Genomic DNA, 13,980 nt, shown 5'->3' on the forward strand with positions numbered 1-13,980 from the left:
CCCCGGGCTCAGTGTGAGCCCGGACAGTCCTCGGTGCGGCGCTGCAGCAGGGCGGTCGCCACCGCCGCCACGCCCTCGCCGCGGCCCGTGAGTCCCAGGCCGTCGGTGGTGGTGCCCGATACCGAGATCGGGGCGTCGAGTAGTTCGCCGAGCACCTGCTGCGCCTCGGCCCGGCGTGGCCCTATCTTGGGCCGGTTCCCGATGACCTGTACAGCGGCATTGACGATCGTGTAGCCGGACGCGTCGAGCAGCCGGCGCACTTCCTTCAGCATGGCCGCACCGGAGACGCCCTCCCATTCGGGACGTCCGGTGCCGAAGACCGCGCCGACATCGCCGAGACCGGCCGCCGACAGCAGCGCGTCGCAGAGCGCGTGGGCGGCCACATCGCCGTCGGAGTGGCCGGAGCAGCCGCTGTCGCCCTCGAACAGCAGCCCCGCCATCCAGCAGGGCCGGCCCGGTTCGATCGGGTGCACGTCGGAGCCGATGCCGACGCGGACAGCGGAGAGGTCCGTCATGACACCACCGCCTCGCGAGTCTCGCTGCCGGCCAGCAGGGTTCGGGCCAGGCGCAGGTCGAGGGGAGTGGTGATCTTGAAGGCGAGGGGGTCGCCCGGGATGACGCGCACGCTCGCGCCGAGCAGTTCGACCAGCCCGGCATCGTCGGTGACGGGTACGTCGTGGGCGTAGGCCGCGTGCAGCAGTTCGGCGTCGAAGCCCTGCGGGGTCTGGATGGCCCGCAGGCGCGCGCGGTCGGGGGTGCCGGTCACGTCGCCGTGCTCGTCGATCGATTTGATCGTGTCGGTCACCGGGACGCCGGGGACGACGGCCCGCTGACCCGCGCGTAACTCGTCTACCACCCGCGCGATCATGGGCGGGGGTGTCAGGGCGCGGGCGGCGTCGTGCACCAGGTAGTGGGTGGCCTCCGGCGCGGCCGCGAGACCGGCGCGCACGGAATCGGTGCGCTCGATGCCGCCGGTCACGACGCTCACCGGCACCGTGGAGGACCTGAGGGCGGGGCTGCCCGGGCCTGCTGCCCGGGCACGAGCGGCGAGCAGGGTCTGCGCCTCGCCGACGAGTTCGGCGGGCACCATGATCACGATGCGGTCGACGACCCCGGACGCGATCAGGCCGTCGACAGCGTGCGCGAGCATGGGACTGCCGCCGATCGGGACGAAAGCCTTGGGCATCGACTCACCCAGGCGCACGCCCAAACCGGCGGCAGGCACCAACGCCACGACACGAGTGGCGTCGTGCGGACTTCTCACGGTCAGGAAGCCGCGGCGAGAACCTCGTCGAGCAGGGTCTCGGCCTTGACATCATCGGTGCCCTCGGCAAGCGCGAGTTCACCGACCAGGATCTGACGGGCCTTGGCCAGCATCCGCTTCTCGCCGGCGGACAGGCCGCGGTCCTGCTCCCGGCGCCACAGGTCACGGACGACCTCGGCCACCTTGTTCACATCGCCCGAGGCGAGCTTCTCGAGGTTGGCCTTGTAGCGGCGGGACCAGTTCGTCGGCTCCTCGGTGTGCGGCGCGCGCAGCACCTGGAAGACTCGATCGAGACCCTCCTGGCCGACGACGTCGCGTACACCGACGTACTCCGCGTTCTCCGCGGGAACCCGAACGGTCAGGTCGCCCTGTGCGACCTTCAGGACCAGATACTCTTTCTGCACACCCTTGATGGTGCGGGTCTCGATAGCTTCGATCAGCGCCGCTCCGTGGTGGGGGTAAACGACGGTGTCTCCGACCTTAAAAATCATGTGTCCCGTGCCCCTTTCGATGTTCACAGTTTAACATGCGACTCGATAACGGCGCGATCAACGACGCAGGTCAGGGCCACAACAGGCGAGCGGTGGGGGTTGACAGATCCAAGTCCGTGTGCATCCCCTTGTGCCAGAACAGTTTCCGTGTGGCGGCCGGCTCGCGCCCGCCGTCGGCTTCTCGTCGCGAGCATCGAGTGTCGAATGATAGAGGCGAGACACAGACCACCTGCACGCGACTACTACGCTCCCTACTACTACTCTCCATCGTGGAGTGAGCCGGTCGACATGGAGGACAACCCGTGACTGCCCTGAATGCCACCACAGCGTCGAAGGCGCCTCGGCGTGCCCTGATCATCGCCGCCGTCGCCGCGGGTGCGGCCCTGGCGCTGTCGGGCTGCGGCGCGGGCCAGATCTCGCAGACCGCCTCCCAGGTCGCGGCCGTGAACGGCAACAGCGCCAATGTCGGCAAGGTGGCGCTGCGCGACGTGCGCATCCTGCTCCCGCAGTCGGAGGAGTACACCAACGCCAAGGGCGGTAAGGCCCTCCTCGCGTTCAGCGCGGTCAACGACGGCGAGACCAAGATCGACGAACTCACCAGCATCACCACCGATCTGGGCACGGTGAAGATCACACCGTCGAATCCGGAGCTGAAGTTCCAGCAGACCCTGGTCGCGGCCGGTAAGTCCGCCCAGGCCGCCGAGCACGGCGAGCAGCACGCCACGCCGTCCGCGTCCGCCACGCCGTCCGGTTCGGCCGCGCCGACCACCTCGGCGTCGAGCACCACCACCGGCGCCGCGGGCGCGCATCAGCCCGAGGGCCTCGGCGCCGCGGAGCACCCGGCCGAGCCCGCCCAGCCGATCCTGGTCGAGATCACCAACCTGACCAGGGATATCACCCCCGGTCTGACCTACCAGGTGACGTTCAACTTCAAGGAGAACGGCACCGTCCAGGTCCACGTCCCGGTCGACGCCGGTCCGGACACCGCGCGCAAGGAAGGCGCTCCTGCCGCCGCCGAGGGCGCGGCCGAACACAAGGGCGGGCACTGAGCCTCCCTGTCGTACCGCATCCCTAGGCTGCGCACGTGGCCAAGGTGAAGTCGCAGTATCGCTGCTCCGCGTGCGGGTACGAGGTTGCCAAGTGGGTGGGTCGCTGCCCCGGCTGCAGCGAATGGGGTTCGGTCGACGAGGTGGCGGCCGCGTCCCCGTCCGCTCCGGCCGCTCGTAAGGCGCTGCTGCCGTCTACCGCGGCCGCGCCGATCTCCACCATCGATTCGCAGGTCACCCGGGCCAGATCCACCGGCGTCAGCGAGCTGGACCGGGTACTCGGCGGCGGCGTGGTCCCGGGGTCGGTGGTGTTGCTGTCGGGCGAGCCGGGTGTGGGCAAGTCCACCCTGTTGCTCGAGGTCGCGCACCGGTGGGCGCGCCAGCGCGACGAGCGGTCGCTGTACGTGACGGCCGAGGAGTCGGCCGGTCAGGTGAAACTGCGGGCCGACCGGACCGACGCGGTGCACGAACGGGTGTACCTGGCGGCCGAGTCCGATCTGTCGACCATCCTCGGCCACGTCGAGCAGGTGCGCCCGACCCTGCTGGTGGTCGACTCGGTGCAGACCATGCTGGCCGCCGACGTCGACGGGGTGATCGGCGGCGTCACCCAGGTGCGGGCGGTGACCTCGGCGCTCACCTCGCTGGCCAAGGTGAGCGGGATCGCGGTGCTGCTGGTCGGCCATGTCACCAAGGACGGCAACGTGGCGGGGCCGCGCACGCTGGAACACCTGGTGGACGTGGTGCTGCAATTCGAGGGCGACCGGCATTCGACGCTGCGCATGGTGCGCGGGATCAAGAACCGCTTCGGCAGCGCCGACGAGGTCGGCTGCTTCGAACTGCACGACGACGGAATCGCCTGTGTCACCGACCCTTCCGGCCTGTTCCTGCACCATCGCGAGGATACGGTGCCCGGCACGGCGATCACGGTCGCGATGGACGGTAAGCGCCCGCTGCTCGGCGAGGTGCAGGGCCTGACCGTGGAGACCCAGATCCCGCAGCCCCGGCGGGCGGTGAGCGGCCTGGACTACAACCGCGTCTCGATGGTCCTGGCCGTCCTGCAGAGCCGGTGCGGAATCTCGCTCGGCAAGGCCGACGTGTACGCGGCGACGGTCGGCGGCATGCGGCTGACCGAACCGGCCGCCGATCTGGCCATCGCGCTGGCGCTCACCAGCGCCGCCCGCGACCAGTCGCTGCCGCCGGGGATGGTGATCCTCGGCGAGGTGGGGCTGGCCGGTGAGGTGCGGCGTGTCACGGGACTGGACCGTCGACTCGCCGAGGCGGAACGGCTAGGTTTCACAGAGGCGCTGGTGCCGCCAGGGGTTGACAGCTCCGGTATCACCATGAAGGTGCACGAGGTGGCGAACGTCCGCGAGGCGGTCGCCCGGGGTGGATTGTCGAATCGAAGTCGCAAGCGTGCGGAGGCTGCCGGATGAACGCGGGTCACTGGGTCACCAACCTGCTCGGCAGGACTTCTCCGGGTGTCGGAGCGCCGGAAACCGTTGTGCCGCAGGGTGATGCGGAGGACCCGCTCCCACCCGTCCTGCGGCCCGGCGCAGTCACGCGACTGGTTCCCGGTACCCGCCTGCGGGACGGTATCGACCGCATCCTGCTGGCCCGCACCGGCGCGCTGGTGGTGCTCGGCTACGACGAGTCGGTGGAGCGGCTCTGCGACGGCGGCTTCGAGCTGGACGTCGAATTCTCCCCGACGCGCCTGCGCGAGCTGTCGAAAATGGATGGCGCCGTGGTGCTCTCGACCGACGGCGCCCGCATCCGGCGGGCCAATGTGCACCTGGTTCCCGATCCCACGCTGCCGACCGGCGAGTCGGGCACCCGGCACAAGGCCGCCGAGCGCACCGCCGCGCAGACCGGTCACCCGGTGGTGTCGGTGAGCCGGTCGACCGGGCTCGTGACGGTGTACGGCCACGACGGCCGCCATCTGATCCAGCCGTCGGAGACCATCCTGTCGCGCGCCAACCAGGCGATGGCGACGCTGGAGCGCTACCGGTCCCGGCTGGACGAGCTGACCCGCCAGCTGTCGCTGGTGGAGCTGGAGGACTACGCCACCCTGCGCGATGTGCTCACCGTCGTGCACTGCCTGGAACTCATCCGCCGCGTGGCCCGCGAGATCGATTCCGACGTGGGCGAACTCGGCGTCGACGGTCGCCAGCTGGCGCTGCAGCTGGCCGAGGTGGTGGGCAATACCGAGACCGTGCGGCGGCTGGTGGTGCGTGACTACCTGCGGGCGGACCCCGGCGACGAGGCGCTGGACCGCGCGCTGACGCGATTGGCGGGGCTGCTCGAGGTGGAACTGCTGGACCTGCCGAATCTGGCCTCGCCGCTGGGTTTCCCGGCCGCCGGCGACACCCTCGACATGGGCGTCAGCCCGCGCGGCTACCGGCTGCTCGCCGAGATCCCGCGGGTGTCGCCGCGCTCGGTGGAACCACTGGTGTCGGCGTTCGCGTCGCTGCCGAAGCTGCTCGCCGCGACCACCGACGACCTGGCCGCCGTCGAGGGCGTCGACGCCGCCCTGGCCCGCCAGATCCGGGAAGGCTTGTCCCGGTTGGCGGAGACGGGCAGCGTGTGATCCGCGCGGGCCTTTCCCGGTCGGCCGGGGGCAGCGTGTGACTCCGCATCCTGCTAGGAGATGTTGAAGGTCTCCGGGGTGCTGCGGACCGAACCCAGCTGCGCGACAACGGCGTAGGCGCCCGCGGGCACCTGGACCCGCTCGCCCGCGCAGCCCGGCTGCGAACTCGTCCCGGACCAGGTGAGCGTGAACGCCGCCTGCTCGCCGCCCTTGAGCGCGCGCACGTCGCCGGGTCCGCCCTGATCGCAGTCGGTGCTCGACCACATCCGCCGCTGCCCGTCCAGCGACTGCACCGTGACCTGCTGCAGCCCCGAGCCCATATCGCGCTGGCAGGCCGCGGTGGAGATATTGGTGACGACGATCCCGAAGACCGGCTGCTCACCGGGCTTGTAGGCGGGCTGCCCGACGGTCACCTTCACCGCCAGCGACTGATCCGGACAGGCGACCGGGGAACCGCTGGCGGTCGCGTTGGCGGATGCCGGAGCCGACGACGGGCTGGACTCGGGCGCGCTGGAGGAGTTCGCCGCCGTCGTGCTCGTGGCCGAGGTGGCGGCCGCGGCGGCGGGGGTGTCCTGCTTGTCGTCGCCGCCACGCAGCAGCATGACGGCCAGCCAGATCACCAGGACGAGGGCGACGATCAGCGCCCCGATGGCGAGCAGGCGACGGCGCCAGTAGATCTCCGGCGGCAGCGGTCCATTCGGTTCCAGCACGCCACAACGGTAAGCGCACGGCCGGGCACGCCGGCCTCAGCGGCGCGGCGTGTCGGTGTGGAAAGGGGGGTGGCGCCGGGTACATTTCCCGGCGCTTCGTCAGGCTGTTTCCCCGATGTTGCCCACGGTGCGGCGCAGGACGGCCTTACCGTCCTCGAGCTTGTAGGTGACGCAGGCGATCGCGCACTCGCCGGCGGCCACCCGCTGCGCGATGATCTGCGAGCGCTGCATCAGCAAACGGCTGGTTTCCTCGACGTGGCGGGCCTCGAGTTCGTCCACCCCGGCCAGGCCCTCGCGCCGGCCGATCAGAATGGACGGCGTGACCTTCTCCACGACGCTGCGGATGAATCCGCCGGGGACGTCGCCGCCGTCGAGGGCGTCGATGGTCGCCCGCACCGCGCCGCAGCTGTCGTGGCCGAGCACCACGATCAGCGGGACGTTGAGCACCTCGACGCCGTACTCGATCGAGCCGAGCACCGAGGAGTCGATCACGTGACCGGCGGTGCGCACCACGAACATATCGCCGAGGCCCTGGTCGAAGATGATTTCCGCGGCCACTCGGGAATCCCCGCACCCGAACAGGATCGCCGCGGGCTGCTGCCCGCCGACGAGCTTGGTCCGGTCGGCCGCGCCCTGACTAGGATGCTGCAGCGTGCCGTTGACGAACCTGTCGTTGCCCTCGCGGAGAGCCTTCCAGGCGCTGATCGGGTTGGTATGAGGCATGTGTCCCATTTTCCACAGTCGGCTCGCTACCCGCGAGTCCGTGCGGTTACGGTCCGGCAAATGTGCGCTGACGTGCCACGAGATCTCGTGGTGAGCCTCATGATCCCACCGTCGCCGATACGGGGTGTGAAGTCGACGACAGTGCCGCCGGGGGCGGCCGGGTGGTATGGGAGCGGATGTGGATCGGCCCGCCGGGTGCGGCGGGCAGCGGGATCGGAAGGAACGGGCGCGCGTGAGCATTGATTCGGACACCCTGATCGACTGGTACGGCGAGACCGCCCGGGATCTGCCCTGGCGGCGGCCGGGGGTGACCGCCTGGCAGATCCTGATGAGCGAGATCATGCTCCAGCAGACGCCGGTCGTACGGGTGGAGCCGATCTGGCGGGAGTGGGTGGCGCGCTGGCCCGTGCCGTCGGCGATGGCCGCCGCGCCGCAGGGCGAGGTGTTGCGCGCGTGGGGCAAGCTCGGCTATCCGCGGCGCGCGCTGCGCCTGCACGAATGCGCGCAGGTGCTGGCCGCCGACTACGGGGACGAGGTGCCCGACGACGTCGAGGTGCTGCTCGGCCTGCCCGGCATCGGGGCCTACACCGCGCGGGCGGTGGCCTGTTTCGCCTACGGGCAGCGAGTTCCGGTGGTGGACACCAATGTTCGCCGGGTCGTCGCCCGCGCCGTGCACGGCCGGGCCGAGGCGGGCAATCCGGCCGCCCGCGACCTCGCCGAGACCGAGGCCCTGCTGCCGGGGCCGATCGATCGGGCCGCACGATTCTCCGCGGCCCTGATGGAACTCGGCGCGACGGTCTGCACCGCCCGCAATCCCGACTGCGCCCGCTGCCCCCTCCCCACCTGTGCCTGGGTGACCGCCGGCCGACCCGCCTCCGACGTCGTCCGCCGCACCCAGAAGTACGACGGCACCGACCGCCAGGCCCGCGGCCGCCTCCTCGACGTCCTCCGCGGCGCCACCGGTCCCGTCGAACGCGTAGCCCTCGACCTCGCCTGGACCCGCGACCCCGGCCAGCGCGACCGCGCCCTCGACTCCCTCCTCGTCGACGGCCTCATCGAACAAACCTCCGACGGCCTCTTCGCCCTAGCCGGCGAGGGCTGACGCGGGCTCGGGTGCGGGGGTGGGGCGGCGGGTACGCATGCCCACGACGCGGCAGACGAGGTAGATCGCGAAGGAGATCGCGGTGACGAAGGTGGAGACGGGGACGCCGGGAGCCAGGGAGAGAAGAATGCCGCCGACGGCCGAGATCTCGGCGAACAGAATGGCGAGGAGGGTGGCTCGGGCGGGGCTGGCGGTGAGGCGGGCGGCCGCCGCGGCGGGGGTGATCAGGAGCGACAGCACCAGCAGGGCGCCGACGATCTGAACGCCGAAGGCCGCGGTGATGCCGAGCAGCACCGCGAAGACCACGGACAGGGCCCGGACGGGGACGCCGCGCGCCACGGCCACTTCGGGATCGGTGCTGGCGAACAGCAGCGGGCGGTAGACGAAGGCCAGCACCGCGAGGACCGCCACCGAGCACACGGCGAGCATGGTCAGCCCGCCGTTCCCCACGCTGACCACCTGGCCCGTCAGCAGCGAGAACTTCGATCCGGCGCGGCTGGGACCCAGCCACAGGAACAGCACCGACAGTCCGAGGCCGAACGACAGCACCACGGCGATCACCGAATCACGTTCTCGCGCACGCGATCCCAGCAGTCCGAACATGACCGCCGCCACCACCGAACCGGCGATCGCGCCCGCGCCCACGCCGATTCCGGCCAGCAGCGCCGCCGCCGCGCCGGTCAGCGACAGTTCGCTGGTGCCGTGCACGGCGAACGACATCTGGCGGCTGACGATCAGCGGGCCGATGGCTCCGGCGAGCAGGCCCAGCAGCGCCGCCGCCAGCACCGCCTGCACAACGAAGTCGTAGGACAGTAGATTCGCGGTGGTCTGGAAGTCGAACATCTTGGCGAAGACGTCGGAGAGTTTGTCGATCACGCGCGCACCTTCCGCGCCGCGTCGGTCTCGGCGTGGCAGTGGCCGCCCGAGACGCCCAGCGCGTCCATGGTGTCGCCCGTGCCGACGACCACCAGGCGGCCGCGCACCCGCAGCACGTCCACCTCGGTGCGGTACAGCTCCGACAGCACCTCGGAGGTCATCACCTCGTCCGGCGTGCCGATCCGGAACTTCCCGTCGACCAGGTACAGCACCCGATCCACCAGCGGCAGAATCGGATTGATCTCGTGGGTCACGAACAGCACCGCGGTGTCGTGGTCGCGGCGGCGCTTATCGATCAGCTCGGACACCAGGCGCTGATTGGCCAGGTCGAGGCTCAGCAGCGGTTCGTCGCACAGCAGCACGCGCGGGTCGCCGACCAGCGCCTGCGCCACCCGCAGCCGCTGCTGCTCGCCGCCCGACATCGACTCCAGCGGGCCGTGCGCGTAGTGCTCGGCCCCCACCTGCGCCACGGCCTCGGCCACCCTGCGTCGCCGTTCCTTACGCCCGCGCAGGCCCAGCCCCCAGCGATGGCCGTCGACTCCGAGCCCGACCAGATCGGTTCCCCGCAGTTGCACCCCGGCATCGATCGTCTTCTGCTGCGGCACGTACCCGATGTGCGGATTGCCCACGCGCGCGGGCGAACCCGCCACCTCGGCGGTCCCCGCGCTGGGCGTCACCTGCCCGAGCAGCATCCGCAGCAGCGAGGTCTTCCCCGACCCGTTCGGCCCCAGTACCGCGATGAACTCGCCGGGGGCCACATCCAAGTCCAGCCCTTGCCACAGCGTCCGCTCCCCGAACGACAGTCGAGCACCCCGCAGCCGCACGGCCGCAGGAATCACCCGAGTGCTGCCGCTTACCGCCGGCTGGGAGTCCGCGCCGGCAACGCCCGGTTCGGAGTTCGTGCTCTCGCCGACTCCGGGCTTCGAGCTTGTGTCGCCGTCGACACCAGGCGTCGAATTCGTACTACCGTCGACGGTCGGCCCGGAACCGGTGCCGACTGTCGGAGCCGAGCCGGTGCTGCCAGCGGCCGGTTCCGGGTCGCCGCCGTCGTCGGAGGGGGTGTCGCAGGCCGGGCAGCCGGGGACCGGGTCGGTGGCCAGGCCGTCGGAGGCATCGCGGTCGTCGAGTAGCACGGGGGCGGAGGGCCTTTCCTGATCGGGCGTTTCGGGCGCGGACGAATCCCGCGCCCCCGCCGATTCGCTGGGTGCAACCTCGTCGCTCGTGCGGACCTTCCCCGGCATCGGTACTCCCGTCGTCAGCCCAGCGCCTTGGCCAGCGCCTGGGCGTTGCCCGTCTGCCACTGCACGTAATCGGTGCCCTCGGGCAGGGTCTCGGTCACCTGGACGACCGGGACACCGGCGGACTTCGCCGTGGCGGCGATGTCCTGGGTGGTCTTGTCCTCGGTCTGCACGTTGTAGACCAGCGCGCGAACCTGCTTGGCGGTCAGCAGATCACGGACGGCGGCCACATCGGCGGGCGCGGGATCGGTGCCCTGCTCCACCGCCTCCTCGAAGGCGTGCGGCGTGCGGTCGTCCGCGCCGGCGGCCAGCAGCAGGTAGTGCGCGATCGGCTCGGTCTGCAGCACCGGCGATTTCGGATGGTCGGCGGCGATCTTCGCGGTGACCGCGCTGATCTCCTTCAACTTGCCCTGGAAGGCGGCTGCTCGCTCGGTGTAGGCCTGCGCGTGCTCGCCGTCGATCCGGCCCAGCTCGGCGGCGATCCGTCCGGCGACCGCGTCGACGGTGTTCACGTCGTACCAGACGTGCTCGTTCTCGTCGTCCTTGTCGGACTTCAGGTCGAAGGCGTCGATCGTGGGTTTGCTGCGGCCCTCGGCGGCCTTCTCGGCGAATTCGTCGTAGTGCCCGCCGTTGACGACGACCAGCGCGGCATCGCGGATCTCGGCGGCATCCGTCGGACTGGTCTGGTACTCGTGCGGATCGGTCGTGCCGGTGATGATGGATGTCACCTCGATGTCCGGTCCGGCGATCGCGGCCGCGATGCTGCCCCAGACGTCGGTGGAGGCCACGATCTTCGGCTTGCCCGAATCGTTGCCGGAACAGGCGGTGAGCGCCGCCGCGGCCGCGACCCCCATCGCGACGGCGGCTATCCGGACGGCGAAACTTCTGGTCACGCGGGGGTACTCCTACACAACGCACTTAACGGAAACGATTTCCATTAAATGTAGCGCACGTGTCCAGGACCGCCGCCATCGATCTGTCCGATTCCCGCTGTGAGACCCGACACGGACGGCCCTGGCAGCCCACCCCCTCGTTTTCCGGCACGCTTTTGGCCGGAATCCGTAGGTGAGATTCCGGCCAAAAGCGTGCCGGAAAACGAGGGAGGGGTGGGGAATGGCGTCGGAAGTGCGAGAACGGCCCACCCCACACGGGATGGGCCGTTCCGCTGCTCGATTGATGAACTACCGCTGCCTCACTGCGCCAGCGCGGCCACCGGCTGGCTCAGCAACTGCGCGCAGCGCAGCAAACCGAGGTGGCTGTAGGCCTGGGGATGGTTGCCCAGCGACCGCTCCGCGACGGGGTCGTACTCCTCGCTCAGCAGCCCGGTCGGCCCGGCCACGTCCACCAGCTGCGCGAACAGCGCCTCGGCGTCGGCGCGCTTGCCGATCAGCAGGTACGCCTCCACCAGCCAGGCGGCGCAGAGGTGGAAGCCGCCCTCGCCGCCGGGCAGCCCGTCGTCGTGGTGGTAGCGGTACACCGTGGACCCGCTGCGCAGCTCGGCCTCCGTGGCCACGACGGTCGCGGCGAACCGCGGATCCGACGGCTCGATCAGCCCGCTCAGGCCGATGTACAGCGTCGCCGCGTCCAGGTCGGTGCCGTCGTAGGCCGCGGTGTAGGACTGCACCTCGTCGTTCCAGCCCTTGGTTTTGACCTCGTCGGCGATGGTCTCGCGCAACTCCAGCCAGGCCGGATCGACGCCGCGGTGGAACCTCTCCGCCAGCCGCAGCGCGCGGTCGACGGTCAGCCAGCCCATCACCTTCGAGTACACGTGATGACGCGGATTGCCGCGGATCTCCCAGATGCCGTGGTCGGGCTCGCGCCAGCGCCGCTGCACCGCGGACACCATGGCCGTCACCAGATCCCAGTCGCGATCCGGCAGCGCCTTGCTGGGATCGGTGATGCCCTTGAGCTCGCGGGCCTCGGCGAGCCCCGCGATGAGATCCACGATCGGCCCGAAGACGTCCAGCTGAACCTGCATATTGGCGGCGTTGCCGACGCGCACGGGCCGCGACCCCGCGTAGCCGGGAAGCGCGTCGAGGACGGCCTCCGGCGGCAGGGTCTCCCCGTACAGGGTGTACAGCGGATGCAGGCGCTCCGGTCCGGCCAGGGTCCCCAGCACCCGGTGCACCCATTCGAGGAAGTCCTCGGCCTCGGTGACCGAGCCCAGCGTGACCAGCGCGTGCGCGGTCATCGAGGCATCGCGCAGCCAGCAGTAGCGGTAATCCCAGTTGCGGACGCCGCCGATGTCCTCGGGCAGCGAGGTGGTGGCGGCGGCCATGATGGACCCCGACGGCGCGTGCACCAGCCCGCGCAGCGTGAGCGCCGACCGCTTCATCAGGTCGGGCTTCAGCGGCGGCAGCGCCAGCTCCGACGCCCAGTCCCGCCAGTAGTGCTCGGCCTCGCGGCGGCGCTCCGGCTCGCTGACCATGGCGGGGGCGAGATCGGATGTGCCGCAGCGCATCTCGAGGATCACCGGCCCGTTCGAGGGATCGACGACCGCGCGAGCGGTCTGGTGAATGCCCTCCTCGACGATCTCCCACTCCACGCCCGGCGAGCGCAGCACGATCGGATCGTTGGTGCCGTGCACCCGCAGTCCGGCGGTATCGCGTTCGAGGTTGACCGGCACCTGGCCGAATTCCGGCCGCGGCGCGAAGGTGACCACCGCGCGCGCGTCACCGGTGATGACCCGGGTCAGATCGGTGCGCTCCGGCGGGACGTCGTGCGGCAGGTAGTCGACGACCTGCAAACTGGCCCAGCGGGTTTCGACGGTCATGGTGCCGTCGACGTAGCGCTGCGACAGCGGCAGCCCGGGGCGTTCCGGTGTGATGGTGAAGTGCCCGGCCTGCGGCCCGCCGAGCAGGTGGGCGAAGACGGCCGCCGAATCCGGTTCCGGATGGCAGAGCCAGGTGACGGTGCCGTCCGGGGTGACGAGTGCCTTGGAGCGGGGGCCGGCCAGCATGGTCAGCCGCTCGATTCGGGGGGCCGAGGCACCGGCCAGCCAGGTGCGCCGCTCTTCGAGCAGGAACGCCAGGGCCTTGGCCACCTCCTCGGTGCTGGCCACGCGATATCCGGCGAGGCTGGTGCCCTCGCCGACCTTGATGCCGACGTCCGGGCCGGACAGCCGCGCGAACGCCTTCTCGTCGGTGACGTCGTCACCGAAGAAGACCGCCGCCGAGGCGCCCTCCTGATGGCGGATGATGTCGAGGGCCTTGCCCTTGTCGGTCTGGATGACGGCCAGCTCGACGACGGCCTTGCCCTCGGTCACCTGCACGCCGACCCAGCTCGCCGGGCCCTGCCGGGCCTGCTGCAACGCGCGGCGGCCTACCTCGGGGGCGGCGTTGCGGACGTGCAGGGCCACGCTGGCCGGTTTGATCTCCACGGCCGCGCCCGGATGGTCGGTGGCGATGCGCTCCAGCGCGTGCTGGACCTCGGTCAGTAATTGCTTGGCGTCGTTGTCGATGGCATGGACGAAGCCGACGTCGAATTCCGAGCCATGGCTTCCGATCAGCTGTACCTCGACCGGGAGCCGGGACAGCGCCGCGAGATCTCGCAGCGCCCGCCCGGAGATGACGGCCGCCGTGGTGGCCGTCAAGCCGGCGAGGGCGCGCAGCGCGCTCACCGACTCCCGATGGGGATACGCCTTCGTCGGGTCGGAGACGATGGGTGCGATGGTCCCGTCGTAGTCCGAAGCGACGAGCAGCCGCGGCATGCGGGCTACTGCCGACAACGCACGGCGAAGTTCCTGTGGCAGATCCTGTGCGCTCACGCATCCAACCTATAGATCGGAGGAGAAATTTCAGGGCGCGGGAAACTCTACTGGGTAGGGTTTGCCCGCCGGTTCGCGCAGTGATACAGGACGTTTACGTTCACCTCGCCGCGCGCATCCCTGATTGTGCGTTCTCCTGTCTTAGGTTTGCTGGTTTGCCACGCGGAACACCCGGCAAAC

At 70.5% G+C, this 13,980-nt stretch carries 13 protein-coding genes; 4 read left to right on the forward strand and 9 right to left on the reverse strand.

All coding sequences use genetic code 11. The annotated features are described in order from the left end of the window. Window positions 1-8 precede the first annotated feature (8 nt). The 3 genes from ispF to carD are packed head-to-tail and all read right to left on the reverse strand — an operon-like array spanning window position 9 to window position 1,755. Window positions 9-515 (reverse strand): 2-C-methyl-D-erythritol 2,4-cyclodiphosphate synthase, encoded by a 507-nt coding sequence (gene ispF / locus ON41_RS03600; RefSeq protein ID WP_040745079.1) that lies wholly within the window; start codon window positions 513-515, stop codon window positions 9-11. Next, window positions 512-1,264, reverse strand: a complete 753-nt coding sequence (ispD, locus tag ON41_RS03605; RefSeq protein ID WP_083905107.1) for a 2-C-methyl-D-erythritol 4-phosphate cytidylyltransferase — start codon at window positions 1,262-1,264, stop codon at window positions 512-514. The genes ispF and ispD overlap by 4 nt, the downstream gene beginning before the upstream one ends. Window positions 1,265-1,266: 2 nt before the next feature. After that, window positions 1,267-1,755, reverse strand: a complete 489-nt coding sequence (gene carD, locus ON41_RS03610) for an RNA polymerase-binding transcription factor CarD (RefSeq protein ID WP_019931623.1) — start codon at window positions 1,753-1,755, stop codon at window positions 1,267-1,269. Window positions 1,756-2,057: 302 nt separating this feature from the next. On the opposite strand from carD, the gene ON41_RS03615 reads away from it, so the two are divergent. Genes ON41_RS03615 through disA form a run of 3 tightly spaced genes read left to right on the forward strand, consistent with a single transcriptional unit; the run spans window position 2,058 to window position 5,385 of the window. Then, the gene (locus ON41_RS03615; protein ID WP_051160927.1) at window positions 2,058-2,804 is read left to right on the forward strand and encodes a copper chaperone PCu(A)C domain-containing protein; all 747 of its coding nucleotides are present in this window, start codon (window positions 2,058-2,060) and stop codon (window positions 2,802-2,804) included. Between the two features lie 35 nt (window positions 2,805-2,839). Beyond that, entirely contained in the window at window positions 2,840-4,234 is a 1,395-nt protein-coding gene (gene radA / locus ON41_RS03620) for a DNA repair protein RadA (protein WP_040745081.1), read from the forward strand. Next, entirely contained in the window at window positions 4,231-5,385 is a 1,155-nt protein-coding gene (gene disA / locus ON41_RS03625; protein WP_083905108.1) for a DNA integrity scanning diadenylate cyclase DisA, read from the forward strand. The genes radA and disA overlap by 4 nt, the downstream gene beginning before the upstream one ends. 53 nt (window positions 5,386-5,438) lie before the next feature. Here disA and ON41_RS03630 read toward each other — a convergent pair whose 3' ends face one another. Both ON41_RS03630 and ON41_RS03635 read right to left on the reverse strand, forming a co-directional pair. Then, the gene (locus ON41_RS03630; protein ID WP_040745082.1) at window positions 5,439-6,095 is read right to left on the reverse strand and encodes a DUF4232 domain-containing protein; all 657 of its coding nucleotides are present in this window, start codon (window positions 6,093-6,095) and stop codon (window positions 5,439-5,441) included. A 99-nt stretch (window positions 6,096-6,194) separates the two neighbouring features. Continuing rightward, the gene (locus ON41_RS03635) at window positions 6,195-6,818 is read right to left on the reverse strand and encodes a carbonic anhydrase (protein ID WP_040745083.1); all 624 of its coding nucleotides are present in this window, start codon (window positions 6,816-6,818) and stop codon (window positions 6,195-6,197) included. Window positions 6,819-7,050: 232 nt separating this feature from the next. Between ON41_RS03635 and ON41_RS03640 the strand changes: the two genes are divergently transcribed. Beyond that, window positions 7,051-7,920 (forward strand): iron-sulfur binding domain-containing protein, encoded by an 870-nt coding sequence (locus ON41_RS03640; protein ID WP_040745190.1) that lies wholly within the window; start codon window positions 7,051-7,053, stop codon window positions 7,918-7,920. Here the strand turns inward: ON41_RS03640 and ON41_RS03645 are convergent. From ON41_RS03645 to otsB, 4 genes are all read right to left on the reverse strand, one after another. Beyond that, complete coding sequence (locus ON41_RS03645; RefSeq protein ID WP_221333125.1) at window positions 7,903-8,763, reverse strand: metal ABC transporter permease; 861 nt, start codon at window positions 8,761-8,763, stop codon at window positions 7,903-7,905. The two genes, ON41_RS03640 and ON41_RS03645, sit on opposite strands and share 18 nt — an antisense overlap. Before the next feature lie 29 nt (window positions 8,764-8,792). Then, window positions 8,793-9,635, reverse strand: a complete 843-nt coding sequence (locus ON41_RS03650; protein ID WP_040745193.1) for a metal ABC transporter ATP-binding protein — start codon at window positions 9,633-9,635, stop codon at window positions 8,793-8,795. Between the two features lie 416 nt (window positions 9,636-10,051). After that, the gene (locus tag ON41_RS03655; RefSeq protein ID WP_051160943.1) at window positions 10,052-10,888 is read right to left on the reverse strand and encodes a metal ABC transporter solute-binding protein, Zn/Mn family; all 837 of its coding nucleotides are present in this window, start codon (window positions 10,886-10,888) and stop codon (window positions 10,052-10,054) included. A gap of 338 nt (window positions 10,889-11,226) precedes the next feature. Then, window positions 11,227-13,800 carry a trehalose-phosphatase gene (gene otsB / locus ON41_RS03660; RefSeq protein ID WP_040745085.1) on the reverse strand — a complete coding sequence of 858 codons (2,574 nt, stop codon included), beginning with the start codon at window positions 13,798-13,800 and terminating at the stop codon, window positions 11,227-11,229. Window positions 13,801-13,980 lie beyond the last annotated feature (180 nt).

It is taken from the genome of Nocardia transvalensis NBRC 15921 (assembly GCF_000308875.1).
Taxonomy (GTDB): domain Bacteria; phylum Actinomycetota; class Actinomycetes; order Mycobacteriales; family Mycobacteriaceae; genus Nocardia; species Nocardia transvalensis.